The sequence below is a fragment of the Stenotrophomonas sp. YJH_SMC_119 genome (assembly GCF_059368315.1).
In genome coordinates, this window is the sequence record NZ_JCAFRP010000003.1 from 82,848 (window position 1) to 106,244 (window position 23,397).

Below are 23,397 nucleotides of genomic sequence, written 5' to 3' on the forward strand. Positions count from 1 at the left end.
GAAACATCCACCACCACCTCCCAGACTGCGGCTTCTGCGGTCACATCCGGTGGCTGCGTGCATGCGAGCCTTCCGATGAACAACCGCAGGACCTGGATCATTGCCGCAATCGTTGCGCTTCTTGCAGGCGGCACCGGCTGGTGGCTGTTCGCCGAAAGTGATGATGCCGCGCTGATCACGGCCCCGGCAAGGGTGGCGGACCTGGAAAGGACCGTGCAGGCCGTTGGCCGGGTCAACCCCAAGGAACTGGTGGCGGTGGGTGCGCAGGTATCGGGCCAGGTCAAGCGCCTGCATGTGGTGTTGGGCCAGCGTGTGCACGCTGGTGATCTGATTGCCGAAGTGGATTCGCAGCCGCAGCGCATCGCCCTGCGCAGCGCCGAAGCGGCTGCCAATGCGCTGCGTGCCCAGCATGCCGCCAGCCTGGCGCGCTACGCCCAGGCCATCCGCGTGCATGAGCGCCAGTCGCAGCTGGTGGCGTCTCGGCTGGTCTCGCAGGAAGGTTTCGAGTCCGCGCGGGTGGCGCGCGAAGCGGCGCGCTCTGACGTCGCAGCGCTGCAGGCCCAGATCGAGCAGGCGCTGACCCAGGTGGAAACGGCGCGGATCAACCTGGGCTACACCCGCATCGTCTCACCTTCCGATGGCTACATCGTGGCCATCGTCACCAAGGCCGGGCAGACGCTGAACTCGATGCAGACCACGCCGACCATCGTAATGCTGGCACAGATGGACACGATGACGGTTCGCACCGAGATCGCGGAGGCCGACGTGGAGCTGATCGCGCCTGGCCAACCCCTGTGGTTCTCTACGCTGGGGCCGGGCGGACGCCGCTACGAATCGCATCTGCAGCAGCTTGAACCTGCGCCATCGTCGATTGCCGATGTGGCCACCGGCAACACGGGTGGATCGGCGCAGACGCCGAAGGCGGTGTACTACGCCGGGCTGTTTGACGTACCCAATCCAGGCCTGAAACTGAAGCCGTCGATGACGGTGAAGGTGACGATCCAGCTGGCGCGCGCCGCCAACGCGCTGCAGGTGCCGTTGACAGCAGTGTCCGAGAGCGATGACAAGGCGGGCAACCGCGCGACTGTACAGGTGATCGACGCCAAGGGCCGTGCCCGCGAGCGCGCGGTGACGACCGGCCTGCGCACAGCTACTGCGGTGCAGATCCTGTCCGGCCTCAAGGCAGGCGAGAACGTGGTGGTCGGGCAGGCGCCCAGTGGCGCGGAAGCCGAGCCCACCAGCCTGCTGGGGATGTGAGCATGGCCGACGCGCTGCTGGAACTGCATGGCGTATCGCGCGCCTACCGCTCGGCCGCCGGCGAGGTGGTGGTGTTGAAGGACGTGTCGCTGCGCATCGCGGCGGGCGAGTTCATCGCCATCATCGGCCCGTCCGGTTCGGGAAAATCCACGCTGATGAACATCCTGGGCTGCCTGGACCGGCCAACCGAAGGCAGCTACCGCGTGCACGGCGCCGCAACCGAGCAGATGTCGCCCGATGAACTGGCGCACCTGCGTCGCGATCATTTCGGCTTCATCTTCCAGCGCTACAACCTGATGGAGAACCTGAGCGCCACCGAGAACGTGGCCTTGCCCGCCGTCTATGCCGGGGTGGAGGCCGATGCGCGCACCACGCGTGCCCGCCTGCTGCTGGAAACGCTTGGCCTGGGCGAGCGCACCACGAACCGGCCCAGCCAGCTGTCCGGCGGCCAGCAGCAGCGCGTTTCCATTGCGCGTTCGCTGATGAACGGCGGCGCCATCGTGCTGGCCGACGAGCCGACCGGCGCGCTGGATCATGCCAGCGGCAGTCAGGTGATGGTCGAACTCAAGCGCCTGCATGCGCAGGGCCATACCGTGATCCTGGTGACCCATGATGCGGCGATTGCCGCGCACGCTTCACGCGTGATCGAGATCGCGGACGGCCGGGTCGTATCCGACCGTGGTACGGGTGATCCTGCGGTTGCACGCAAGGCCGTCGCGCCCGAGCGCAGCACGGAACCGGGCGCCGAGCGCCGCGCGCGCCTGGATGCGACCAGGGAAGCGGCACGGATGGCGGTACGTTCGATGCTGGCCCATCGCCTGCGCACCTTGCTGACCATGCTGGGCATCATCATCGGCGTGGCTGCGGTGGTGACCGTGGTCGCGTTGGGCAAGGGCGCACAGGCGCAGGTCGAGTCACAGATCAACGAACTGGGTGCCAGTACGCTGGAGATCTTCCCGGGTGCGGATTTCGGCGACCCGCGCTCGGCCGAGATCGAAACGCTGGTCGTGGACGATGCCGATCACCTGGCCGCATTGAGTTACGTAGACAGCGTAAGCCCCAACCTGAGCAGCTCGGTGGCCGCTCTGCAGGGCAACCGGCGCGCCAACACACAGGTGCTTGGCGTGGGCGCTGATCTACCCCGTGTGCGCGGGCTGCGCCTGAAGGCGGGCCGGTTCTTCACCGATGCCGAGGTGGAGGCGCATCGCGCGGTGGCCGTGCTCGACCAGAAGGCGGCCAAAGCACTGTTCAACGGCAATCCGATCGGCGGCACGGTACTGCTGGGCGGCATGCCGGTGGACGTGATCGGTGTGGTGGGTGCCAGTGCATTCGCAGGCGGCGCGACGCCCACGGTCTACGTGCCTTACACCTCGGCGGCCTCGCGCCTGCTTGGCAGCCAGCGGCTGGAGAGCATCACCGTACGCGTGCGCGATGACGTATCAACCCGTGCAGCTGAGGCCTCGCTGGGTGCGGAACTGCAGCGGCTGCATGGGCGCCGCGATTTCTTCATCTACAACTCGGACCAGATCCGCAAGGCGGTGATGAAATCCAGCCAGACCATGGCGGCGCTGGTCTCGGCGATTGCGGCGGTGGCGCTGGTGGTCGGAGGCGTGGGCGTGATGAACATAATGCTGGTGTCGGTGAAGGAGCGCGTGCGCGAGATCGGTGTGCGGCTGGCAGTGGGGGCCCGGCAGGGCGACATCCTGCGCCAGTTCCTGATCGAGGCCATGCTGATCTGCCTGTTCGGTGGGGTGCTGGGCGTGTTGTCCGCGTTGGGCGTGGGGGCCTTGTCCAGTCTGCTGTCACTGGGCGTGCCGTTCCTGTTCACGCCTGGGCCGGTGCTCGCCGCGCTGGCATGTTCGTCTGCAATCGGGCTGGGTTTCGGCTACTTCCCGGCCCGCAATGCCGCGCAGCTGGACCCGATCCAAGCATTGGCGGCGGAGTAGGCTCGCCTGCTATGGCACGTGTAAAGCCGAACCCACGCTCGGCTGCTCTCCGTTCAGACCGCGATGCGCCCTGCGCCGCGCGCAGCGAGCCGAGCATGGACTCGGCGCTACAGCGACTCAGCGCGCCTTGCCTTTGATCGGCACGCTTCCTGGCAGCTGCGCATAGCCGCTGTCGCCCCAGTGCCGGGTGATGCGCTGGAAGAACAACGAGTTGGGCACGCGCAGCAGGCAACCGCGCGCGCCTTCGCCACGATCACTCAGCGTGGTGTAGATCAGGTTGATGTCCACCACCTGGCCGCACAGGCCCGGCTTGTCCACGCTTTCCATCACTTCGATGGTGTCATTGATGCGGAACGGGCGCGTGGCGACGATCAGGAACGAACAGAACAGGTTGGACAACACGCTCCACGCGGCAAAGAACGCCACCGCGCCGACCGCCATGAACCCGGTCAGCGCGGTCCACAGCACCGAGCGCGAAACGCCCAGCCGCTCCAGTATCAGCAGCGCAGCCGCCAGATACAGCAGCAAGGCACCGCCGCGGCGCAGGCCCACATGAAGCTCTGGAGCCAGCCTGCCGCGCTGCCGGGCCTGCACCAGCAGCCACGCCAGCGCACGCACCATCACCCATGCGACGCCGAGGATGGCCAGCACCTCGGCCACCGGCACAACCACGGTCAGCCAGTCCTCGATCCAGGCAGGCAATCCGGTCATGGAGGCTACAGCGTCGCCGCGCCGCCAGAAATGGTCAGCAGTGCACCAGAGGTATAACTGGCGCTGTCCGAAGCCAGCATCACATAGGCCGATGCCAGTTCGGCTGGCTGGCCGGGGCGGCCGAACGGCGTCTGCGAGCCGAACTGCTCGACCTCCTCGGCGGCCATGCCTGCCGGAATGAACGGCGTCCAGATCGGGCCGGGCAGCACCGCATTGACGCGGATCTGGTGCTCGGCCAGCAGGCCCGCCAGCCCCAGCGTCAGGTTGGCCACCGCGCCCTTGGTTGCGGAGTACGGAAGGATGTTCGGGGTCGGTCGCTTGGAATTGACCGATGCGGTGTTGATGATCGCGCCGCCACCGCGCAGGTGCGGGACGCACAACCGGGTCAGATTGAACACGGCATGGACATTGGTATCGAACGTCCGCTTCCAGTCATCCAGGGTGATGTCGTCGAAGTGCTCGTAGTAGCGCTGGTAGGCCGCGTTGTTGACCAGGATGTCGAGACCGTCCAGCTCGCTGGCCACGCGGTCGACCAGCGAGCGCGCCTGTGCCGGGTCGCTGATGTCACACGGCACCAGTACGGCTTTGCGCCCGGCCTGTTCGATCTGCTGCTGCACATGGCGGGCATCGTCCTGCTCACCATCGAGGAACGCGATGGCAACGTCGGCGCCTTCGCGCGCAAAGGCGATGGCCACGGCTGCGCCGATGCCGCTGTCACCGCCGGTGATCAGTGCCTTTTTGCCCTGCAACAAGCCATGGCCGCGGTAGCTGTCTTCGCCGTGGTCCGGACGCGGTTGCATCTGCGCGGTCTTGCCGGGGAAGGATTGCTGTTGGGCGGGGAAGGGCGGGCGTGGGTAGTCGGGCAGGGCCATCGTCACTCTCCGGAAGGAAACCGGCGCCAGTCTCCCTCCATACGGGTAAACGGCCGGAGGGCGCGGTGTCGTTGCAGCGTGGACGCCTGCGCGGAGGACTTCACAACGGATGGGCGATCGTGGTCATGATGCTGTTGGCCGGTTGCCGTGAATCCAGCCGCGTGTGCTGCACGATGATCGGCTGGTCGGATTCAACGAGGGTGGCAAAGCCGGTGCCGCGCGGCACCGGCGCCGGATCCTGCAGGTCGTTGAAGCGCAGGTGACAGGTGCGTCGCGCCGGCACGGTGACCCTGTAGGGGCCCACCGGATCACGGTCTTCGAAGTAGAGGGTCAGCGTGACATGCGCGGGCTCGTCGCCGGCATTGAGTACGCAGCAGGTTTCGTGACTCTGCATCTCCGGTGACGGGCCGTTGCTCCAGGCTGGAATGTAGCCCTCGGCGATAGCCCAGCGTCGATGCCCGATGCAGGAAGCGTTCGTTTCCATGACGCGGTTTTAGCTGGAGGGGTGTTGCCATCGTGTCCAGTCCCCGCACGGAATCCGTGATGACCATCGGCTACCACGCATCGCATGAGCAGTTCCCGCCCGCCACCTTGCTGGGCCTGGCGCTGCGCGCCGAACAGGCGGGATTCGAGGCCGTGATGTGCTCGGACCATTTCCATCCATGGACGACTGCGCAAGGGCAGTCCGGCCACAGCTGGGTGTGGGCCGGTGCGCTGGCGGTGCAGAGCGCGTTGACCCTGGGCATGGTGACCTGCCCGATGCTGCGCCAGCACCCGGCATTGGTGGCACAGGCAGCGGCGACGCTGGAGCAGCTGGCGCCGGGCCGGATCTGGCTGGCGCTGGGTACCGGCGAGGCCCTGAACGAGCGCATCACCGGCCAGGCGTGGCCAGCCAAGCGCGAGCGGCAGAAGGCACTGCGCGATGCGGCCGAGGTCATGCGGCGGCTGTGGGGTGGCGAGCAGGTCGACCACGACGGTGGCTTCCAGGTGCGCCAGGCACGGCTCTACAGTCGCCCGGCGCTTCCCCTGCCGCTGCTGGGTGCAGCGGTCACGGAGGAGACTGCACGTTGGATGGGGGGCTGGGCCGATGGTCTGATCACCATCAGCCAACCGCTGGCGCAGTTACAGCGTGTGGTGGCAGCGTTCGAGGCAGGCGGTGGCAGGGGCAAGCCGATGTACCTGCAGGCCAAGCTCTCCTACGCGCGCGCCGAACAGGCGGCGCTGGAAGGTGCGATGCAGCAGTGGAGCGCCAACGTGCTGCCGCCGGAACTGGCCGAAGGCCTGGACCAGCCCGAACAGTTCGAAGCACAGGCCCGATCGGTCAGCGCCGAGGTGGTGCGCCAGCACGTGCATGTCTCGGCAGACCTGGGCCAGCATCGGGCCTGGCTGCAGGAGCTGCAGGGACTGGGGTTCGATCGCATCTACCTGCACAACGTGAACCGCGAGCAGGAACGCTTCATCGATGACTTCGCCGAACACGTGCTGCCCGCGCTGCGCACTCAGGCACCTTCGGCAGCCAGCCACGTATAGCCGTGGCCCTGCAGGTAACAGCGGCGACCCTGCAGCTTGGCGCCGTGGCCCACCAGCGTGTTGAGCGGACCGCGCAGGGGTACGTCCACCTCGACCGGCTCGTCGCCGAAGTTGATCAGTGCCAGTGCCTGATGGGGTGCCTCACCGTAGCGGAGCATCAGCAGCGCAGGTGAGGGCGGGTCGAGCGTGTGAGGACCCTGCTGCAGCACGGAATGTGCATTGCGCTGCTGCAGCAGCTCGCGCACCCGCAGCAGCAGTGAACCTGGCGTCGCGCGTTGCGCCTCGACGTTGACCGTGCGGTAACCGTAGGGGCCGTCTGCCGGTGGCGCGCGCCAGGCATGCCGCGGTTCGTCGGTGAACCCAGCCCCTGGGCCGTTATGCCAGTGCATCGGCATGCGCACGGCATTGCGTTCGGGCAGTTCCAGGCAATCACCGAGGCCGATCTCTTCGCCATAGCGGATCACCGGCACCTGGCCCAGCGAGAGCAGCGCCGCCCAGGCCATGGCCTGCCATGCGATGCCGCCCTCCAGCATCGGTGCCAGCCGGCGGCGGATGCCACGGCCATAGATGCGCATGCCACGCTCAGGGGCGAAGCGTTCCATCACCGCTTCGCGCTCATCCGGCTCCAACTGCTCAAGGTCCAGTTCATCATTGTTGCGCAGCCAGGCAATGCGTGTGTCCGGCGGCGCGTGCGGGCCGTACTCGGCCATGACCCGCGCCACTTCGCTGGCATCGCCACGTGCCAGTGCGAGGAAGAAATGATTGTTGAGGTGGAAATCCAGCAGGTGCGAAAGCCGCCGCCCGTGGCACAGGAAGTCACCGTAGTGGGACGCGCGGACATCCGCTTCGCCGATCAGTGGCAGCCCTGGTTGCTGCGCGTCTGCCGTGGCGCGCATCGCCTCCAGCAGCCACAGCCCACCGTCGCGCGGGTCGGCGTGGCGGGCGCGCTCGACCATGTACGGAACGGCGTCCACGCGGAAGCCGGCCACGCCGCGCTGCAGCCAGAACGTCATTACCCGCAGCAGTTCCTCGCGTACCGGCGCATGGGCCAGGTCGAGGTCCGGCTCGTGCCGGTAGAACATGTGCCGGTTGAACGCGCCGGCCTCGGCATCCCATGTCCAGACAGCGGTCTCGATCGGCGGGAACATCGGCTGCAGGCCGTCGTCAGGCATGTGGTCGCTCCACAGGTACCAGCGGCGCCAGGCCGGGTCGCCCTGCTGTGCGGCGACGAACCACTGGTGCGCGCTGGCGGTGTGCTGCATCACCAGTTCGACGATGATGCCGATGCCGCGCAGGTCGGCCGCATCGACCAGGCGCTGGAAGGCGGTCTCGTCGCCCAGGCGTGGATCGATGCGGTAGTGATCGGTGACATCGTAGCCGCCATCACGGCCGGCGTTGCAGTAGAACGGCAGCAGCCACACATGGCTGATGCCGAGCCACTGCAGGTAGTCCAGCTTTTCGGTGATGCCATCCAGGGTGCCCCAGCCGCGGCCTTGGCTGTCGCGGAACAGATACGGGTCGACCTGGTAGATCGCGCGCAGCGGACGCACCGCCATGGGGCTTCTCCGGCACTGTTCACGGGTGACCAGCCTGCTGTGCGCCGTGGCAGCGGTTCGTGAACCGAATGGCACCGCATCATGACGTGGCATCCACGGCCCGTGCATGCCCGGGCGCGCAGAGTGAATGCTCGTCCCGCTGCGCCGAGGAACCTTTATCCATGCCCCGCCGCAAAACGCTTCGTATTGCGACGTTCAACGTCAACGGCATCGGCACGCGCCTGCCGCAGCTGCTGGACTGGCTGCACAGGGAATCGCCGGACGTGGTTGCCCTGCAGGAACTGAAGGCGACCGACGCCGCGTTTCCCGCTGCGGCATTGGAACAGGCCGGCTACGGTGCACTCTGGCAGGGTGAGGCGCGCTGGAACGGCGTGGCGCTGCTGGCCCGGGGCACCATGCCGGTCGAGAGCCGCCGCCGATTGCCGGGCGAACCCAAGGATACGCAGAGTCGCTACCTGGAGGCGGCGGTGCACGGCGTCATCGTGGGTGCCCTCTACCTGCCCAACGGCAACCCGCAGCCCGGACCCAAGTTCGACTACAAGCTGCGCTGGATGGAACGCCTGATCCGGCATGCACGCAGCCTGGTCGAGCTGCCGCACCCGGCGCTGCTGCTGGGTGATTTCAACGTGATTCCCACAGACGCCGATGTCTATGATCCCAAGGCCTGGCGGCGCGATGCGCTGTTCCAGCCCGAGGTTCGCGATGCCTTCGAGCGGCTGCTCGCGCAGGGCTGGACCGATGCGCTGCGGAAGGTGCACGGCGACGCCACGATCTATACCTTCTGGGACTATTTCCGCCAGCATGCCGAGCGCGACCGTGGGCTGCGCATCGATCATCTGCTGTTGAATCCCGTACTGGCGGAACGACTGAAGGATGCGGGCGTCGACCGTTGGGTGCGGCTGCAGGAAAAGGCCAGCGACCACGCACCGGCCTGGGTGACGGTGCGTGCGTGATCAACGCGCGGCAGGGTCTTCGCGTCGCTCCCGACGCACGCGCGCGCGGGTTCGGTACAGGCGGCTGTCCGCCTTCTGGATGGTGTCGGCCACGGGCTCACCGGCCGTGTTGATGGCCGCGCCCATCGAGAACGCGCTGGGCGAAAGCGCGGCGTGGTCCTGGTACCAGTGCTCGAGTTCGCTCAGGCGGCCATTCGCTGGCGCGACCAGCACTACCATGAACTCGTCGCCACCCAGCCGTACCACGGTCTCGTCCTTGCCCAGCGGCGAGCGCAGGAAGGTGGCGAACTCGACCAGCACGGCATCGCCACGGCGGTGGCCCTGGGTGTCGTTGATGTGCTTGAAATGGTCCAGATCGAACATCACGCAGGCCCAGCGCTCGTCAATCAGTTCATCCAGCCGGTGCAGGTAACGCCGGTTGTAGCACTGCGTGAGCGGATCCTTGAAGGACATGTCGCGCAGCTGCTGCTCCTGCATCCTCAGCGCGGTGACGTCCTGTGCATGCCCCAGCACGTAGGGCGGGCTGGCTTCGTTGTCGAGCACGTTGTGGTACGCCCAGTAGTGGCGCGTACCATCGGTGGCAATCAGCTCGATCACGCCAGCGTCGGTGTGGTTTGCCTGGATCCGGGCGAGGTAGGCCCTGAAGCCTTCGCGTTTTTCCGGCGGCATCAGGTCACACAGGCTGCGCCCGATCATCTGGCTTTCCTCGAAGCCCAGCGACTGCACCGCCGCCGGATTCACCGAGGTCAATGTGCCGTCCAGCGTGTGGGTGCAGATCAGGCCCAGGCTGTAGTGGAACAGCCGACGGTAGCGGGTTTCGCTCGCTTCCAGCGCGTCCAGCGCGGCTCGTTCGTCCGTGATGTCCTGGATCGCCCCGACCAGGCGCGGATGGCCGTCGACCTGTTGCCGGCTGCCGACCACCCGGGTCCAGATCGCGCGCCCGTCGGCCGTGGTCATCGGCAGCTGTACTTCCCAGGATGTTCCCTCGTCGATGCAGCGCTGTACCGCCGCCTGGATGATGTTGCGGCTGTCCTCGCGATAGAACGAGAGTGCCGTCTCCAACGTGGGCGTGAAGTTGCTGCGTACGCCATGCAACTGCTTGGTTTCCCGTGTCCAGCGCACTTCGTTGGTCAGCAGGTCCATCTCCCAGCCGCCCACCCGTGCGGCACGGTTGGTACGCTCCAGGAAGTCCTCACTGCGTTTCAGCTCGCGATGCAGCGCCTTGGCCTGGCCAACCTGCGCCATGAGGGTGCTGCGCTGTTCCAGCACCTGGGTGGTGACCCGAGCCAGATGCACCATCAGTTCGCGCTGGGAGGGTGACAGCACGCCGGGCATCGGGTCCAGCAGGCACAGCGTGCCGATGCGTGCGCCGTGCGTCGATCCCAGGGGAATGCCGGCGTAGTGGCGGATGCGCGGCCCACCGGTGACCAGTGGATTGGTGGAAAAGCGTGGGTCCTGGCGCGCATCGGGAATCTCGAACAGCTCGTCCTGGCGTATGGCATGGGTGCAGAAGGAGATCTCGCGGGCGGTCTCGCTGACGCCCTCCAGGCCGATGTTGGCCTTGAACCATTGGCGGTCTTCGGCCACCACGGTGATCAGGCCCATGGTCAGTCCGGTCGCGGCGCGGGCCGCGGCGACGATGGCATCGAACACCGGCTCCGGTGGCGTATCCAACAGGTGCAGTCGTTCGATTTCGAGCAGTCGTTCGGCTTCGTCCATGGCGCTTTTCAGGGCTGGGTGGCGAGGGCGGTTGCGGCGGCTGGCTGGCGCTACGCTAGTGTGCGCGCCGTTATGTATCGCCACGGCGGGGTGATGCCGATGTGAGGTGGGCGCGCCGGCTCAGTGCTGTTGGAGCGATGCCTGCAAGGCGGTGGCCAGTGCAGCGTCTCCGGATACCAGGTCCTGCCAGCGCAGTGTGATGCCCTTGCGTCGCCCCTTCTCAACCAGCTTGAGGCCCTCAGGGGCCACGGTGAGAGTGTAGGGTTGGCCGTCGATGTGCAGTTCGCGGCGCAGTGGCTTGTCGAGCGGGGTCATCATCGTTTCCTCGCTGGGGCGGAAGCGCGACGTGGCTGGATCGATACGTGACGATGATCACGGATGTGCCAACGCCAGGGGAAATCAACAGCGCGGGTGATGCCGATGCGGGGCCCAACCACTGGATCCTCCGGCGGCGGCACGTCGTCGCTGGCGATGACAATGCCGTGGTTGCCGGTCACCAGATCAGCGCCGTCGAAACTGCGGTCCAGCCCGAAGGCCTGCGAAAGCTTGCCGGGGCCGCTGGCCAGATCGTGGTCGCGGCGCGCGGCGGGACGCAGTTCGCGCATGCGCTCCAGGCCCAGCAGCGGCTCGATGGCCCGCAGCAGCACCGCCACGCCTTCACCCACTTCGCCGCAGACAACGTTGCTGCCCCAGTGCATGCCGTAAGTGAAGTAGACATACAGGTGGCCGGCCTCGCCGAACATGCTGGCCGTGCGCGGCGTCTGCCCGCGATAGGAGTGCGCCGCCGGATCGACGCTGCCCGCGTACGCTTCGACTTCAACGATGCGACCCGTTCGGCCATCGTCACGGACCAGAAGTTTGTTGAGCAGCTCGGGCGCAACCTCAACGGGCGGGCGCCGGTAGAAGCTGCGGGGGAGGATCTGAAGAGCGGCGGGCAACCAATCCGGCACGGTAGAGGCAGGCTCGGGAAAACGGTGATGGCACTGTGGCACCGAACAGGTGAAACGGGCGCAGACGCAGTGTCATTCCTGCGCAGGCGGAACGGCCAGTGCCGCGCGGCGGGAGGCATAGACCTCGGGTGTCTGCGGCTTGATGAACAGTGCCACCAGTTCCGGATACTCGCGCTTCACGGCTGATTCGATGCGGGTGATGCACGCCTCGATCTGCGGTGTCTTCCGGTCATCCTCGAACTCGGCGCTGAGCATGGCCACGACCTGCTCGGGGCCCATCTGCATGGTGGTCACGCCATTTGCGCGGCGCAGGTCCGGATCGGTTTCCGCCACGGCCATGATCCGCTCGGCCACCGCCGGATGGGCCGGCTCACCCACCAGCAGTCCCTTGGTTTCGCGTGCGAGAAGAAAGGCGGTGGCGGCAAGCACGCCGGCGATGCACAGCGACGCCACACCATCAAGCACCGGCATGTCCAGGGCCTGGGCGGCCACGAGCCCGACCAGTGCGAAACCCAGGCCCAGCAGGGCCGCGCTATCTTCCAGCAGCACGGTGAAGGTGGACGGGTCCTTGCTGCGACGGAAGGCTTCGAAGTAGCCCAGTTTGCCCTTGGTACGCCGGAACTCCCGTAGCGCGACCCACCACGAAGCCCCCTCGAACAGGATGGAGATGCCCAGCACGCTGTAGCTCAACGCGTGGTTGGTGGCCGGCTCCGGCCGGCGGATGTGCTGGATGCCCTCGTAGGCCGAAACACCGGCGCCGGCGGCGAACACCAGCAGGGCGACGATGAAGCTCCAGAAGTACAGCTCGCGGCCGTAGCCGAACGGATGCACGGGGTCTGGCGCCTTGCCGGCGCGGCGCAGGCCGTACAAGAGCAGGAGTTCATTCAACGTGTCGACCAGCGAATGCACGCCCTCACTGAGCATGGCCGAGCTGCCGGAGATGCCGGCAGCAATGAACTTGGCGATGGCGATGGCCAGGTTGCCCGCGAGGGCGGCGTAGATGACCAGACGGGAACCGGTGGGAGCGGACATTTCGGCGGCGGGGTGAGGCGGATTCCTGATCTTCCTGATCAGCGCGTGCCTACTGTGTGCACGGTGCGATCAGCGCCCCTTGGGATTGAGGTACAAACGCGCCCCATCCGATTCACGGTAGCCCGTCCAGCGCCCACCGCCTGACGCGCGGAAGCGCCCGAACACGGTGTTGCTGGTGTCGGTGAGCAGCAGCTGATTGCCCGACAGTACCCAACGGTTGGCCGAGAAGAAGCCATCCGGGCAGCCGGCGGGCACGTAGGCACTGTAGCCGCCGAACCACTCGATGTTCTTCAGCTCGATGGAGCAGGTGTTGCCGTTCTCCTGGCCCAGCGTCCAGCTGCCGAACAGATCGCTGTCGCGCACATCGCGGCCGCCACGGTGGCGGTCGTGGCCCCAGTCGTCGTTGTCGTCGTGGAAACCGAAGCCCACGTCGATCTCTTTGCTTTCGCTGCGTGACTCGGACTGCGAGCTGCCGCTGGTGATGGTCTGGGTGGTCACCGCGCCACTGCTCTGGGTCTGGGTGCTGCTGGATTGCGTGGTCTGGTCGGTGTGGGTGGTCTGTTCGCCGAAGCCGAACGAGGCGTCCTGGGCAAGGGCGGGGAGGGCCAGGAAGTACAGCGCCGACAGGCAGCTACGGGCAAGCAGGGCAGCCATCGCAGGATCCTCGGAAGGGTGGACCGCGCGAGTATCGAACCGGTGGGGTGGGAGACGGTGTGAGGGTGTGCGCTGGGGCAGCCCAGCGAAGGGTAGTGCCGGCCGCTGGCCGGCTCCCACTTGGCGCCCAGAAACCGAAGGAATGCCGGCCAGCGGCCGGGCACTTCCAGCAGCCAGGCATCGCCTGGCGCTACGGGTCGGGCTTCACCCTCACCACCCGTTTCCGGTACTCGTACACGTTGTCACCGCGGATGCGCTTTTCCTCGGTGCCGGTGACCCGGCCCACCTGCTGGTCCGAACCGGTCACGGGCTGTGCCTCGATTTCGGTCTCGTGCTCGAAGGAATGCGATTTGTCGGTGTTGCGGTAATAGCGGTACAGCGCCCAGTACAGCGCGGTTGCGCCGGCTGGACCTGCCGCCAACAGCCAGAGGCCACTGTCGTCGCTCATGTCGATGCCACCAGGAAGGCAATTGCGAGGGCTTCAATGACGGTGCCGGTGGCCAGTGCCGCCAGCAGCATCTTCCATTGCTGCACGGGCACGCTGCCCATGGTTTCGCCGGTACGGCCGTTGACTGCGATGTAGTGCAGCATGCCGCCGTTCTTTCCGGGCTGGTGGTAGGAGTACAACCACACCGGCAGGTACATCGACACCCAGCGGGTGCCATGCACCTCCAGCTGTTCCTGCTCCCAGCGCACGCCACGGTTGTAGCGCTTCACCGAACCTTCCACCTGCGCGCGGGCAATCGACAGCAGCTGGTCTTCCAGCCGCGGCCGCAGCTTTTCCACATCCAGGTTGCGCTTCTCCGAAGTGAAGCCGGCCAGATAGGACGCGTTCCACTTCACCGCGTTCTTGGTATCGAACGGCAGGATGGTGTTGATGATGTTGTTGGTGTTGGCGCGGGTGTCCAGATTGCCGCGCTCGGCCGAGGATTCCAGCGGCAGGTCATCAACGGTGAAATCGACCTGGCGTTCGACCTGGTAGACATCGGCGTCGTAGAGGGTGCGCTTGTTCTTCTCGCTGCCCACCGTGTACTCGCGCGTCTTGATCTCGCCCTTGCCCGCCACGGCCGCGCTTACATTGCTGTCGACGATCATGTAGGGCAGGAACACGCCCACCACGTTTTCCGGGGTGAACTGGTCCTTGAAGGCCTTCAGCGCGAACATGCGGCGCTTGTCGACGAACTGGCGGATGCGCGCGACCGCGTCGTCCTTCTTGATATGGAAGGGCAGCACCGCATCAGGCACCGCGCCATTGCTGATCTGTTCGTTGACGCCGAACACGTGGCGGCACCAGTGGCAGCGCGCCGTCATCGTGCTTTCGGTATTGACCGTGACTTCGGCGCCGCAGCCGGTGCACTTGAACGTCATCAACGCCGAGGTGTCGGCATCGATGTCGCGTGCGCCGGACGCGATGACGGTGCCGCGCAGCTGGCCGATGGCCTCGCCCAGCCCGAACTCCTCCTCGACCCGCGCGCCATGCCATTCGTGACGGCAGTACAGGCAGACGAGGATGTCGGTGCCGGCCTTGGGCCGGATGTCGGTGGCGCCGCACTTCGGGCAGCGGTTGAGGCCGTCCTTCAGCTCGCTGGCCGAGGTATCGATGGCCACGGGATCGGGCGCTTCCACTTCATCGCGGATGGCCTGCGGCAGCTTCGAAGTGTCCAGCGGGAAGCTGCCGGGCAGGGGAGGGACGTCCTGCGGCGAACCGGGCCCATCCAACGACGCCGCCGGCAGGGGCGGCGGCGTCGCGGGCGCGGATCCGGGCAGCGGCGGTGGGCCGTTTCGGGGATCGGACATGTCGGTTGTGCGTCCTGCTGTTACAGGCCCAGTGCCTTGGCCTTGAGCGCGTCGTAATCGCTCTGGGTGATCAAGCCCAGGTCCAGCATTTCCTTGGCCTTCTTCAGCTTGGCGACCGGATCGTCGGCAGCCGGGGTGGCCGGCTGCTGCATGCCGCCGACACCGAACACGCCCGAGGCCATGCCGACACCGACCAGGCCCGCCGCACCGCCGTTCTCGCCGGCCGACTGGATGCCCTGGGCGACGCTGGCCTGCAGGTTGGAATTGCCGCGCGAACCGGACAGCGCATCGGCGCGCTGCACGGTCTTCAGCAGTTCGCGGGTGTTGGCGTCGTACTCGATCGAGACGATGGCGGTCTTGACGATGGCCAGGCCGCGGTCGGACTTCCACTGGTAACCCTGCTCGACGGCGGCCGACAGGCTCTGCGCGAAGCCCAGCGAGTCCTGCTGCAGCTTGGTGATGCGGTTGCCCTTGCCCGGATCGTTGGTATACAGGCTGAAGGCCGGGGCCAGCGAACCGACCACTTCATTGAACAGCTGGCCGGCAGCGGCGTTGTCCAGATCGGTGAAGTCGAACACCTGGCCCGGCCGCAGGTAGCTGGCCGGTACGAAATTCTTCACGAACAGGATCGGGTCGACGATCTTCAGAGTGTACGAACCGCGGGTGATCGCACCGACCTGGGTATTGAGGAAACCGTCGTCCCAGTAGATTTCCGACTGGGTGCCGAAGCGGTTGTCCGGCAGTTCCTTCAGCGAGACGAAGTAGGCCGCCTGCTGCGAACCCGGCTGGCCGCCGAACTTGAAACGCTCCCAGCTCTGCTTGATGAAGGTGCTGACCAGGCCGTCGCCGGCGAAGATCGACTGCGAGTTCAGATCGTCGGAGCGCCACTCGTAGCCACCCGGTTCGGCGACGAACGCGGTGATCGCGCCGTCCTGGAACAGCAGCAGGCCGTAGCCTTCGGGCACGATGATTTTCGAGCCGTTGGTGATGATGTTGGACGAGCCGCTGGTGTTGGAGCCGCGGCCGGCATTGGTGCCCTGCGGCACCGCCGCGAACAGGGCGGCCGTGGACGGCAGGCCCGCCGGCACGGTGTAGAAGTCCTTCCACTGGTCGGCCAGCACACCGCCAACCGCACCCTTCACCGCCTGTACCAGACCCATGTCCAACTCCCTGTGATTCGAGGGCAGGCACCGTGCCTGCCGAGCTTGGCTGAATATAGCAGTGGCCGGGGGCGGCTGTGGTGCCGGCAGGTGAATGGGCGCCACGGGGCCCCGGTAATAGTCCGGACGTTGATTCCGCCGCCGACTCCGGGCCTAATCGGAGGAGGGGCAATGACGTCCCAGCCGACGCTGTGTCGGGCCTGGCCAAGGAGGGTGCAGAGCATGCCGCGCTACAAATCCGAGGAACGCAGTGCACAGTACTACGCACTCTTCGAGCCGACTGACATTCTGGAAAATGGGCGCTGGAACCTTGACGCTCCGGTTCTGATTGATGCGATGCCCGTCGCATCGGCCGAGTCATTTGCCACGATGGACGAGGCGCCGGATAACGTCGACTTTCTTCTGCTGAGCGTCGACGCGCGTGAGGTTGAAGACTACGAGCTGAGCGATGAAGAGTATGCGCGTGGCGAAGACGCTTGGTGCCTAATCACTCTTTCCAACCGCAACTTCGCCGGCGCCATCTCTGTGCGGACACTTCCAATTGGTGATGACTCTGGTGAGGGAAGTAGGCCTGAAAGACTCTACATGTCCGTGCAGAAGGACGAGACAGGACGCGCGGCGACCTCGAGCAATAACCTGCGCTCCTTTCTGAGTGAGGCTGCCGAGACGTCGCAGGTCGAGGCAGCGCTTCGTAGCGTCGATGTGTCGCTGCATGGCGTTGCGGTCTACGACGTCGGGCAGGCCAACTTCAATGCCCTTGTGGATCAATACGAACATCCTCGTCTTTTCTTTGATTTTGGCCGGCCCATATACATAAAAGGCTTCAGCTCTCCAGCATTGGATAACTTCAATCCTCTGGTCTTCAGCAAGTCGTGGAAATCCAACGAGCCAGTGGTCCTGTCTCATTTGGATCAGGATCATTGGCACTTCGCATTCAAGTCTGGTGTGGCTCGCTGGGACAAGAGCAAGGGTGCCTGGATAGTGAATCCTGTATACCGTCGTACGGCTCGGGAAAGGCCATGGGTTGTCCGCTTGCCGCCATCGACGGTGGCCCTGGGTGCAAGTCACCTCCACCTTCTTTTGTCTCTCAAAAGCAGGAAACTGGCTGGAGGGGCGAGTGCGCTTCACATCTGGAACAGTAATTGGCCGGATATCAGTGTTGGCTCTGTGGTGATCCATCGATGCAATCCGGGCCCGAATACGCCCAACACGCCTGCATATCTGAAGAACAACACTTCCCTGGCGCTAAGAGTGGAATCCGATCATGCGCGCGTTCTGCTGACCGGTGACGCTGACTATCCATCCATTCCGTCATCTGCCAAGCAGGATCTCACCGGAATGGTAGCTCCTCACCACGGCGGTGAGGTTACTGCGAACAGCACGCCAGCAGGGGTCGGCCCAGGTCGAATGGTATTTTCAACATTCAATGGTGCGTATCCCGGCAATCCATCCTCCCAATCATCGTCAGAAGCTCAATTGGCTGGCTGGATCGTGACACAGACCAATTGGCGCTCCTATTGCAGCAGATGCCAGAAGCAGCACGGGCATAAGTACATACCTCTGCTCGCAGCTCCACCTCGATGCGGCTGTACCCACGTGGAACATGCGCAGATATGCCTGCCCACAGGTCCGTGACACTTCAAGTGCGCCCTTACAACATGTACGGAATCTTGAACGCCAACGCGAAGTCCGGCGCATCCGGGGTCAGCCCGATGCCCAGCAGCGTCACCAGCGTGGTGTGCTGGTTCAACGCATAAGTCACGCCCAGGTTCAGGGATGCCGCATTGGCATCACTGCCGATCACCTTCATCCACTTGCCGCCCTGGAAGCGGGTGGAGGCGCGGGCGCTGATGCGGTCACTGAAGGACAGGCTCAGGCTGGTCCGCTCGTTGAACGCAAAGGCCACGCCTGCGCCGAAGTACACCGAGCCACCCAGCTTCACGTCGCCCGGATTGACCGTGTCCGGATTGCTGTCGATGTCGTTGAATCCGCGCGGGATGGAGTGCACATAGCCGATGTTGGCGAACAGGATGGCCGGGTCGGCGGTCTTCACCATCGACAGGCCGAGGTTGGCCTGCCATACGCCGTTGCCGGTGGGCTGCTCGCGCGGCACGGCGAAGCGGATGTAGTCATCGTCATCGCGCTCGATCACCTTCCAGTCCAGTCCGTAGGGCGCGCGCCCGGTGGGGGCGGTGACGCCGGCCGTGAGCACGGTTTCCGGGCGCCAGCCGCGTTCGCCGAACAGCCGGTAGTTCGCGCTCAGGCCAATGTCGCCCAGGCCGTTGCCGTTGGTCTGCTCCTGCGCGATGGCGGCTGCTGCACCGCCGGCGCCGCCTTTCTGGTACACGGTGCGCCGCGCCAGGTAGGGCACATCCAGGTTGAGCGTCAGGTTCGGGCTGACGCCCCAGCGGGCCGCCACGTTGTAGGTCAGTGAGTCGGACTCCACGTTCTCGATGGCGATATTGCCGAGGAAGATCGCGTCCAACGCGAGGAAGCCGTTGAGGGTGAGCTGCTTGCGGTCGTAGCGTGCGTAGGTGAGGCTGTTCTCGATGGTGAAGCGGCGCGAGAACAGGGCCGATTGCTGCTGCTTCACATCGTCCACGCTGCGCCGCGACTCCTGCCTGGCCTGTTGTGCTTCTGCGGCGGTACTGGCGTAACCCTCGCTGCTCGGTGGAACCGCGGCGGCCGCTGCCTGCGCCAATGGCGCGGCCGGTGGGGTCGAGGCTGGGCCAACCCGCCCGCCCAGGCGCGCCTGCATGGCCTGCACCTGCATGTCCAGCTCGCGCAACCGCCGCACTTCCTGTGCGTAGTTGGCCTTCAGCTGTTCCAGCTGGTTGGCCAGGGCCTGCACGTCGGCGCCATCATCCGGCGTCGTCGGTGCGGCAAGGGCGGTGCCCGCCAGCGCCGCCAGCGCCAACGGGGTGATCCTCATCAGGGTGTGCATGATCGTGTCCTGCGTTGTGGAGCGTTTCCCCCAATGCCAGGCCTTGCTACTGGCCCGGCCCCATGCCGCGGTTCAACGCAATCGCCTGGGCCACGTTCTGGCTCAATGGCAGGTTGCCGCCCACGGCGTTGCGCACCAGCTCCAGCTGCAACTGGTTGCTGGCGATCTGGCCGTCACCGGCGAGGGCGATGCCCTGGCCGACGCTGCCATTGCGGATCCACTGCTGCACCAGCCCCTGGCCATCCACCTGCAGCAGCAGGCGTGCCTGGTTGCCTTCCAGCACCGCCGTCGCGCTGGCGCCGCCCTGCTGCGCACTGACATTGCCTGCGCCATCAGAAAGAGCCGCCGGCACGTCACCCTCGCGAACCGTCAGCGTGGTGACGTTGCGCGCGAGATTGCCATCGCCGGCCACCTGCACGCTTTGCACCAGGCCGCTGGCGTTGGCCAGGCCGCTGCTGTCGATGCTGCGTCCGTGGGTATCGGGCAGCGGCGCATCGGCTGCCGTGACATGCACGCTGGGCTGGAAGCTGAGTTTCGGCGCGCCACCGCCACGGAAGTCCATGCCCAGGGTCAGGCCGCCCTGCAGGGTCGTGCCGTTGCTGGCCTGCCACTGCGACACCATGGTGACCCCGAACCAGGCGACGTTGTTGCCGCCCACGGTGTAGCGCCCCCGCATCAGGCTCAGCTCCGGATCGGGGATTTCCGTGAGGCCACGCCCGGTCCTGCCGTCGGCGGCCTGCAGGGGCAGGGCAGGGGCCATCAGCAGCAGAACCATCCATACGTGTTGGCGGAACATGGTCATACCTCCTCAGAACAGGTCGGCGTGGCTGAAGCCGAAGTCGACCAGTTCGGCATCGGTGATCGGCCCTTGCCGCGCGAAGAGCGCGCGGGCACTGGGCCGTTCGCTGGGTTGCAGAAGAGCGGTGTTGCGATCGAAGTCGCTGCCGATCACCACGAAGACCGCGCGCGATGGCCAGGCGGCCAGGAACTCTGGCAGCGCCAGGCTGCGGTTGCCGAGGATCGGGTCAGCCACTTCCACGATGCCGTTGCGCACCTGCTTGAGCACCACGAAATGGCGGAAACCGCGCACGTCCATCAGCACCAGTCCCGGCACGCGAAGGGTGCGCAGTCGTGTTTCATCGATGCGGTAGCCCCGGCCACGCATGCCCAGCGATTCCACGTAGCGCTTGATGTCGAGCAGGGAGAAGCCGCGTTCGGCCACCAGCGCTGGATCGGAAACCCCCATCATCCCTTCAATCACCGTCGCCTCGTCGGTCTGCAGGTGGTAGGCGTGGCGAAGGATGGTCGCCAGCGCCGCAGCCCCGCAGCTGTAGTCGGTGTGCTGGCGTACCACGTTGCGGTAGCGCCGCTCCTGCATGCTCTCCACCTTCTGCTGCAGCAGCGCTCCATTGGGCAGTACGCCACTGAAGCGCACGTCGCCCGCCCACGCAGGAACAGTGGCCAGCAGCAACAGGCAGGCCAGCAGGCACATCGAAAGACGGCAACGGATCATCACGGTCTCCGGCAGCAGGGGGGAGCCCCTGCCCCAAGGGGGAGGAGGGACAGGGGCTCCCGGGAACCCGGCCATTGGCGGACGGCCGGGGTGTTGCGCTTACTCGCCGCTGCCACCACCGCCGCCGGTGCTGGGCTGGGCGACTGCCAGGGCCAGGCTGTTGGCCTGCAGGTTGCCGGTGCCTGCAGCCACGTTCACGCCGATGTTGCCGGAGGCGCCGGAGAAGGCGCTGCCGGACAATGCCGAGGTGTTGGTGGCGTTGACGTTCACCCAGCGCGTGGTGCTGACCGTGCCGCTGAGGCTGGCATACAGGTCGGCCACGCCCAGTTCGACGAACTGGCTGGTGCCACTCTCACGCGTATCGAAGCCCAGGCCGCCCACCCCCGGCCGGTTGGGGTTCATCGTGGCGTTCTGGATCTGGTTGTCCAGGTCGATGTGGCCGGTGCTGTTGCCACCAGGGTGTGGCAGCTCGCCACTCCACGTATCCAGGTAGTAGTTGGCCATCTGGTAGGCGTTGCCGGTACCGCGGTAGGTGCCCGCGCCATAGGCCAGGGTCAGGCCGCTGACGCCGCCATGCATGCCGACCTGCACGGTATCGGTGTAGGACTGCACGAAGCCGGCGTTGCTGACCGTGTTGCCAGTGGAGACCTGGTTGGAGCTGATGCTCGACTGGGCCACCGCGGTGGTCGCGACCGAGGCCGCGAGCGCGTTCTTCTGCTCGTTGTTGTTGCCCGAGGCGATGTTCACGCCGATGTTGCCGGACGCGCCGCCGAAAGCGTTGCCGCCAAGACCTGCGGCGTTGGTGACGCCGGAGTTCATGGTGGCGTTGCCGAAGCCGGCCTGGTTGACGAACACCTCGGCGTCAGCCATGCCGAAGCTGAAGGACGCATCGGCAGCGGACAACGACGCGGCATTGTCCTGGGCATTGTTGTCGCCGGAGACCACATTGAAGCCGAGATTGCCCGATGCGCCGGCACCCACGCTGTCACCGATGGACGCACTGTTGGTGACCAGGCTGTTGCTGGTGGCGTTGTTGCTGATCGACTGGCGGTTGTCGATCACGGCAATGGCCGCCGAGTCGAGGTCGATGTCGCCGGTGATGTTCGGATCGCCGGAGAAATTGATGTCGGTGCTCAGCCGCAGGTCCTTCTCCAGGTTCACGTCGACGCCGTGGTTGTTCTTCTCCTTGCGTTCGTCGGCCTGGATGTTGCTGTGCTTCTGCACATTGACGTTGACGGTGCGGTTGCGCACGTCGTTGTCGGTGTGGTTGTGCGTATCGTTGCGGGTTTCGCTGACGGTGTGGTTGTGGTTGATGTTCGCGTTGGCGTTCTGGTTGTCCCAGCCATTGGCCGCAGCGGCGGTCGAGGCAGTGGCAATCGCCATGGCGAGCATGGTCTGTTTGACGGTCGCTTTCATGGTGCCCTCTCTCTCATCAGGTGGTGCATCGGTTGGGTGGTTGTCACGGGCGGTCCTGCACGACCAGGCCCAGTACGTTGGCCGTATCGTTGCCGTTGCCCGCGATCTGATTGAGTTGCAGGACCCCGTCGAATCCCCGCAGCGCGGTGCTGGCTACACCGGCGCTGCGGGTGCCCGTCGCGACGCCGCGACCGGTGTCGTCCCGCCCCCCTGCCAACGCGGAACCCTCGGCGGCCAAGGCCGTATCGTCGGTTTCGCGTATGCCCTGTCGGGCCAGCGTCGCGCTGACGACGTTGAGCGTCGTGTTGGCGATGCCGCTGGCCTGGTTGATGGATGCGATGCCACTGGCACCGGCCAGTGCATCACCGCCAATGTATGCAGTGGCCTGCAGCGGCCCGGACAGCACGCGGTTGCCCTGCTGCAGTTGCCGCGCATTGATCGCCACGTCGGCGCGATCGCCCTTGGCGATACCCCGCAGGTTGGCCTGCACGTTGAGGTCGCCGGCGGCCTGGTTCACGGCGATGGCGCCATTCGCCCCGGTCAGCGCGCGGCCGTCGATCCGGGCCACGTCGAGATAGGCGAGCATGCCGCTGTAGTCATCGGCCCGGGTCGCCGAGGGCGCGGCAGCGAGCAGCAGAAGCACGCCGTGCAGGGGCTTCATTTTCCACCTGCCGGGGCCGTGCCCTGCAGCGGGAACTGGGCCAGTGCGCCGCGCACGGTATCGGCGATACCGCGGGTGCTGCCGCCGACCGCACCGAGCGGCCCACTCATGGCGCCCCCCAGGCTGCTGCCGACCATGCCGTCGCCACTGCGGCCCAGCGTGCCGCCCAAGGCCTGCTGGGTGACCCGTTCAACGGTGGTTCCGCCCGGCGCCGCGATGGACGCGGCCTGGCCGGCGCCCATGCCGGCATAGTCCTCATCGCTCAACTCGTCCATGCCGGTCGTCGTGCCGCCGACCCCCAATGCGGCGGCGATCTCGCGCTGTGGCTTCGGGTCGGCTATCAGCGCCATGCCCGGTGGTGCCATGCGATAGGCCGGCCGCGCGGAGACGTCCCGCAACAGGACGATTTCGCCCGGTTGTGCCTTCACGCCCTGGCGGGCGCCCGATGCGGACGCGTCGGCGCCAACCGACAGCAGGGCTGTTGCCAGTGCTGCGGCCAGGCCGCGAATCAGGGTGGTGCCGTCCATGCCGATCTCCCGCGATGGGTGCGGCGGAACCACGCATCAACCGTGCCAACTTCGAAGTGTCCACCCGCCAACGCCGTGATCGTGCAGCACCTGACCGGGCTGCTGCCATGCTGTTACAGGCACGTCGCGGAATTGTTGGGATTTCGAAGCCCCAGGCACCGCAGGGCAAGGGCGGCGGGCGACTGTCGCATCGGTGTTA

Annotated in this window: 23 protein-coding genes; 5 read left to right on the forward strand and 18 right to left on the reverse strand. The window is 66.1% G+C overall.

Annotation, left to right across the window (positions count from 1 at the left end):
* The first annotated feature begins 75 nt into the window (after positions 1-75).
* Both AC5P6S_RS06360 and AC5P6S_RS06365 read left to right on the forward strand, forming a co-directional pair.
* Positions 76-1,257 carry an efflux RND transporter periplasmic adaptor subunit gene (locus AC5P6S_RS06360; protein WP_043033373.1) on the forward strand — a complete coding sequence of 394 codons (1,182 nt, stop codon included), beginning with the start codon at positions 76-78 and terminating at the stop codon, positions 1,255-1,257.
* A 2-nt stretch (positions 1,258-1,259) separates the two neighbouring features.
* Positions 1,260-3,203, forward strand: a complete 1,944-nt coding sequence (locus tag AC5P6S_RS06365) for a MacB family efflux pump subunit (protein WP_414498192.1) — start codon at positions 1,260-1,262, stop codon at positions 3,201-3,203.
* A 117-nt stretch (positions 3,204-3,320) separates the two neighbouring features.
* Here the strand turns inward: AC5P6S_RS06365 and AC5P6S_RS06370 are convergent, their stop codons facing one another.
* The 3 genes from AC5P6S_RS06370 to AC5P6S_RS06380 all read right to left on the reverse strand — a co-directional run bounded on the left by AC5P6S_RS06370 (position 3,321) and on the right by AC5P6S_RS06380 (position 5,270).
* A complete protein-coding gene (locus AC5P6S_RS06370) occupies positions 3,321-3,914 on the reverse strand; it encodes a mechanosensitive ion channel domain-containing protein (RefSeq protein ID WP_414498193.1) in 594 nt (197 codons plus the stop codon).
* A gap of 5 nt (positions 3,915-3,919) precedes the next feature.
* Positions 3,920-4,786 carry a glucose 1-dehydrogenase gene (locus AC5P6S_RS06375; protein WP_012480369.1) on the reverse strand — a complete coding sequence of 289 codons (867 nt, stop codon included), beginning with the start codon at positions 4,784-4,786 and terminating at the stop codon, positions 3,920-3,922.
* Between the two features lie 100 nt (positions 4,787-4,886).
* Positions 4,887-5,270 (reverse strand): sensory rhodopsin transducer, encoded by a 384-nt coding sequence (locus AC5P6S_RS06380; protein WP_005409793.1) that lies wholly within the window; start codon positions 5,268-5,270, stop codon positions 4,887-4,889.
* A 59-nt stretch (positions 5,271-5,329) separates the two neighbouring features.
* On the opposite strand from AC5P6S_RS06380, the gene AC5P6S_RS06385 reads away from it, so the two are divergent.
* Positions 5,330-6,316 carry a TIGR03885 family FMN-dependent LLM class oxidoreductase gene (locus tag AC5P6S_RS06385; RefSeq protein WP_414489432.1) on the forward strand — a complete coding sequence of 329 codons (987 nt, stop codon included), beginning with the start codon at positions 5,330-5,332 and terminating at the stop codon, positions 6,314-6,316.
* Here the strand turns inward: AC5P6S_RS06385 and AC5P6S_RS06390 are convergent.
* Entirely contained in the window at positions 6,286-7,872 is a 1,587-nt protein-coding gene (locus AC5P6S_RS06390) for an alpha-amylase family glycosyl hydrolase (RefSeq protein ID WP_099561386.1), read from the reverse strand. The two genes, AC5P6S_RS06385 and AC5P6S_RS06390, sit on opposite strands and share 31 nt — an antisense overlap.
* Before the next feature lie 161 nt (positions 7,873-8,033).
* On the opposite strand from AC5P6S_RS06390, the gene xth reads away from it, so the two are divergent.
* Positions 8,034-8,825 carry an exodeoxyribonuclease III gene (gene xth / locus AC5P6S_RS06395; protein WP_012480366.1) on the forward strand — a complete coding sequence of 264 codons (792 nt, stop codon included), beginning with the start codon at positions 8,034-8,036 and terminating at the stop codon, positions 8,823-8,825.
* Here xth and AC5P6S_RS06400 read toward each other — a convergent pair whose 3' ends face one another.
* The 8 genes from AC5P6S_RS06400 to AC5P6S_RS06435 all read right to left on the reverse strand — a co-directional run bounded on the left by AC5P6S_RS06400 (position 8,826) and on the right by AC5P6S_RS06435 (position 16,137).
* Complete coding sequence (locus tag AC5P6S_RS06400) at positions 8,826-10,544, reverse strand: sensor domain-containing diguanylate cyclase (protein ID WP_235643751.1); 1,719 nt, start codon at positions 10,542-10,544, stop codon at positions 8,826-8,828.
* A 120-nt stretch (positions 10,545-10,664) separates the two neighbouring features.
* Complete coding sequence (locus tag AC5P6S_RS06405; protein ID WP_005413550.1) at positions 10,665-10,859, reverse strand: hypothetical protein; 195 nt, start codon at positions 10,857-10,859, stop codon at positions 10,665-10,667.
* On the reverse strand, positions 10,859-11,494 hold the full coding sequence (locus AC5P6S_RS06410) for a DNA-3-methyladenine glycosylase (protein ID WP_049395966.1): 636 nt from the start codon (positions 11,492-11,494) through the stop codon (positions 10,859-10,861). The genes AC5P6S_RS06405 and AC5P6S_RS06410 overlap by 1 nt, the downstream gene beginning before the upstream one ends.
* Positions 11,495-11,566: 72 nt before the next feature.
* Positions 11,567-12,526, reverse strand: coding sequence for a cation diffusion facilitator family transporter (locus AC5P6S_RS06415; protein ID WP_005409786.1), 960 nt, complete (start codon positions 12,524-12,526; stop codon positions 11,567-11,569).
* A gap of 69 nt (positions 12,527-12,595) precedes the next feature.
* Entirely contained in the window at positions 12,596-13,180 is a 585-nt protein-coding gene (locus AC5P6S_RS06420; protein WP_049395967.1) for an AprI/Inh family metalloprotease inhibitor, read from the reverse strand.
* Positions 13,181-13,370: 190 nt separating this feature from the next.
* Positions 13,371-13,628, reverse strand: a complete 258-nt coding sequence (locus AC5P6S_RS06425) for a hypothetical protein (RefSeq protein ID WP_005409784.1) — start codon at positions 13,626-13,628, stop codon at positions 13,371-13,373.
* The gene (locus AC5P6S_RS06430; RefSeq protein WP_099470551.1) at positions 13,625-14,977 is read right to left on the reverse strand and encodes a hypothetical protein; all 1,353 of its coding nucleotides are present in this window, start codon (positions 14,975-14,977) and stop codon (positions 13,625-13,627) included. The genes AC5P6S_RS06425 and AC5P6S_RS06430 overlap by 4 nt, the downstream gene beginning before the upstream one ends.
* Positions 14,978-14,997: 20 nt before the next feature.
* The gene (locus AC5P6S_RS06435) at positions 14,998-16,137 is read right to left on the reverse strand and encodes an SPFH domain-containing protein (RefSeq protein ID WP_049395969.1); all 1,140 of its coding nucleotides are present in this window, start codon (positions 16,135-16,137) and stop codon (positions 14,998-15,000) included.
* Positions 16,138-16,359: 222 nt separating this feature from the next.
* On the opposite strand from AC5P6S_RS06435, the gene AC5P6S_RS06440 reads away from it, so the two are divergent.
* Positions 16,360-17,772, forward strand: a complete 1,413-nt coding sequence (locus AC5P6S_RS06440) for a ComEC/Rec2 family competence protein (protein WP_143597381.1) — start codon at positions 16,360-16,362, stop codon at positions 17,770-17,772.
* A 16-nt stretch (positions 17,773-17,788) separates the two neighbouring features.
* On the opposite strand, the gene AC5P6S_RS06445 is transcribed toward AC5P6S_RS06440, so the two are convergent.
* The 6 genes from AC5P6S_RS06445 to AC5P6S_RS06470 form a co-directional block, all read right to left on the reverse strand.
* A complete protein-coding gene (locus tag AC5P6S_RS06445; RefSeq protein ID WP_495204528.1) occupies positions 17,789-19,081 on the reverse strand; it encodes a transporter in 1,293 nt (430 codons plus the stop codon).
* Positions 19,082-19,127: 46 nt separating this feature from the next.
* Positions 19,128-19,877 (reverse strand): hypothetical protein, encoded by a 750-nt coding sequence (locus AC5P6S_RS06450; protein WP_111118073.1) that lies wholly within the window; start codon positions 19,875-19,877, stop codon positions 19,128-19,130.
* Positions 19,878-19,889: 12 nt separating this feature from the next.
* Complete coding sequence (locus AC5P6S_RS06455) at positions 19,890-20,594, reverse strand: C39 family peptidase (protein WP_012480358.1); 705 nt, start codon at positions 20,592-20,594, stop codon at positions 19,890-19,892.
* A 99-nt stretch (positions 20,595-20,693) separates the two neighbouring features.
* Positions 20,694-22,010, reverse strand: a complete 1,317-nt coding sequence (locus AC5P6S_RS06460; RefSeq protein WP_005409778.1) for a FapB/FapC family functional amyloid domain-containing protein — start codon at positions 22,008-22,010, stop codon at positions 20,694-20,696.
* A 43-nt stretch (positions 22,011-22,053) separates the two neighbouring features.
* Positions 22,054-22,671 carry a FapB/FapC family functional amyloid domain-containing protein gene (locus AC5P6S_RS06465; protein ID WP_111118066.1) on the reverse strand — a complete coding sequence of 206 codons (618 nt, stop codon included), beginning with the start codon at positions 22,669-22,671 and terminating at the stop codon, positions 22,054-22,056.
* On the reverse strand, positions 22,668-23,198 hold the full coding sequence (locus tag AC5P6S_RS06470; RefSeq protein ID WP_065183551.1) for a FapA family amyloid fibril periplasmic chaperone: 531 nt from the start codon (positions 23,196-23,198) through the stop codon (positions 22,668-22,670). The genes AC5P6S_RS06465 and AC5P6S_RS06470 overlap by 4 nt, the downstream gene beginning before the upstream one ends.
* Between the last annotated feature and the right edge of the window lie 199 nt (positions 23,199-23,397).

What these genes read in the sequence shown, in the direction of transcription:
- AC5P6S_RS06430 (WP_099470551.1), bottom strand. Translation starts at nt 14,977, where the DNA reads ATGTCCGATCCCCGAAACGGCCCACCGCCGCTGCCCGGATCCGCGCCC.
- AC5P6S_RS06465 (WP_111118066.1), bottom strand. Translation starts at nt 22,671, where the DNA reads ATGAAGCCCCTGCACGGCGTGCTTCTGCTGCTCGCTGCCGCGCCCTCG.
- AC5P6S_RS06460 (WP_005409778.1), bottom strand. Translation starts at nt 22,010, where the DNA reads ATGAAAGCGACCGTCAAACAGACCATGCTCGCCATGGCGATTGCCACT.
- AC5P6S_RS06390 (WP_099561386.1), bottom strand. Translation starts at nt 7,872, where the DNA reads ATGGCGGTGCGTCCGCTGCGCGCGATCTACCAGGTCGACCCGTATCTG.
- AC5P6S_RS06420 (WP_049395967.1), bottom strand. Translation starts at nt 13,180, where the DNA reads ATGGCTGCCCTGCTTGCCCGTAGCTGCCTGTCGGCGCTGTACTTCCTG.
- AC5P6S_RS06455 (WP_012480358.1), bottom strand. Translation starts at nt 20,594, where the DNA reads ATGATCCGTTGCCGTCTTTCGATGTGCCTGCTGGCCTGCCTGTTGCTG.
- AC5P6S_RS06380 (WP_005409793.1), bottom strand. Translation starts at nt 5,270, where the DNA reads ATGGAAACGAACGCTTCCTGCATCGGGCATCGACGCTGGGCTATCGCC.
- AC5P6S_RS06470 (WP_065183551.1), bottom strand. Translation starts at nt 23,198, where the DNA reads ATGGACGGCACCACCCTGATTCGCGGCCTGGCCGCAGCACTGGCAACA.
- AC5P6S_RS06385 (WP_414489432.1), top strand. Translation starts at nt 5,330, where the DNA reads ATGACCATCGGCTACCACGCATCGCATGAGCAGTTCCCGCCCGCCACC.
- AC5P6S_RS06360 (WP_043033373.1), top strand. Translation starts at nt 76, where the DNA reads ATGAACAACCGCAGGACCTGGATCATTGCCGCAATCGTTGCGCTTCTT.
- AC5P6S_RS06375 (WP_012480369.1), bottom strand. Translation starts at nt 4,786, where the DNA reads ATGGCCCTGCCCGACTACCCACGCCCGCCCTTCCCCGCCCAACAGCAA.
- xth (WP_012480366.1), top strand. Translation starts at nt 8,034, where the DNA reads ATGCCCCGCCGCAAAACGCTTCGTATTGCGACGTTCAACGTCAACGGC.
- AC5P6S_RS06425 (WP_005409784.1), bottom strand. Translation starts at nt 13,628, where the DNA reads ATGAGCGACGACAGTGGCCTCTGGCTGTTGGCGGCAGGTCCAGCCGGC.
- AC5P6S_RS06435 (WP_049395969.1), bottom strand. Translation starts at nt 16,137, where the DNA reads ATGGGTCTGGTACAGGCGGTGAAGGGTGCGGTTGGCGGTGTGCTGGCC.
- AC5P6S_RS06370 (WP_414498193.1), bottom strand. Translation starts at nt 3,914, where the DNA reads ATGACCGGATTGCCTGCCTGGATCGAGGACTGGCTGACCGTGGTTGTG.
- AC5P6S_RS06450 (WP_111118073.1), bottom strand. Translation starts at nt 19,877, where the DNA reads ATGTTCCGCCAACACGTATGGATGGTTCTGCTGCTGATGGCCCCTGCC.
- AC5P6S_RS06405 (WP_005413550.1), bottom strand. Translation starts at nt 10,859, where the DNA reads ATGACCCCGCTCGACAAGCCACTGCGCCGCGAACTGCACATCGACGGC.
- AC5P6S_RS06440 (WP_143597381.1), top strand. Translation starts at nt 16,360, where the DNA reads ATGCCGCGCTACAAATCCGAGGAACGCAGTGCACAGTACTACGCACTC.
- AC5P6S_RS06365 (WP_414498192.1), top strand. Translation starts at nt 1,260, where the DNA reads ATGGCCGACGCGCTGCTGGAACTGCATGGCGTATCGCGCGCCTACCGC.
- AC5P6S_RS06400 (WP_235643751.1), bottom strand. Translation starts at nt 10,544, where the DNA reads ATGGACGAAGCCGAACGACTGCTCGAAATCGAACGACTGCACCTGTTG.
- AC5P6S_RS06445 (WP_495204528.1), bottom strand. Translation starts at nt 19,081, where the DNA reads ATGCACACCCTGATGAGGATCACCCCGTTGGCGCTGGCGGCGCTGGCG.
- AC5P6S_RS06415 (WP_005409786.1), bottom strand. Translation starts at nt 12,526, where the DNA reads ATGTCCGCTCCCACCGGTTCCCGTCTGGTCATCTACGCCGCCCTCGCG.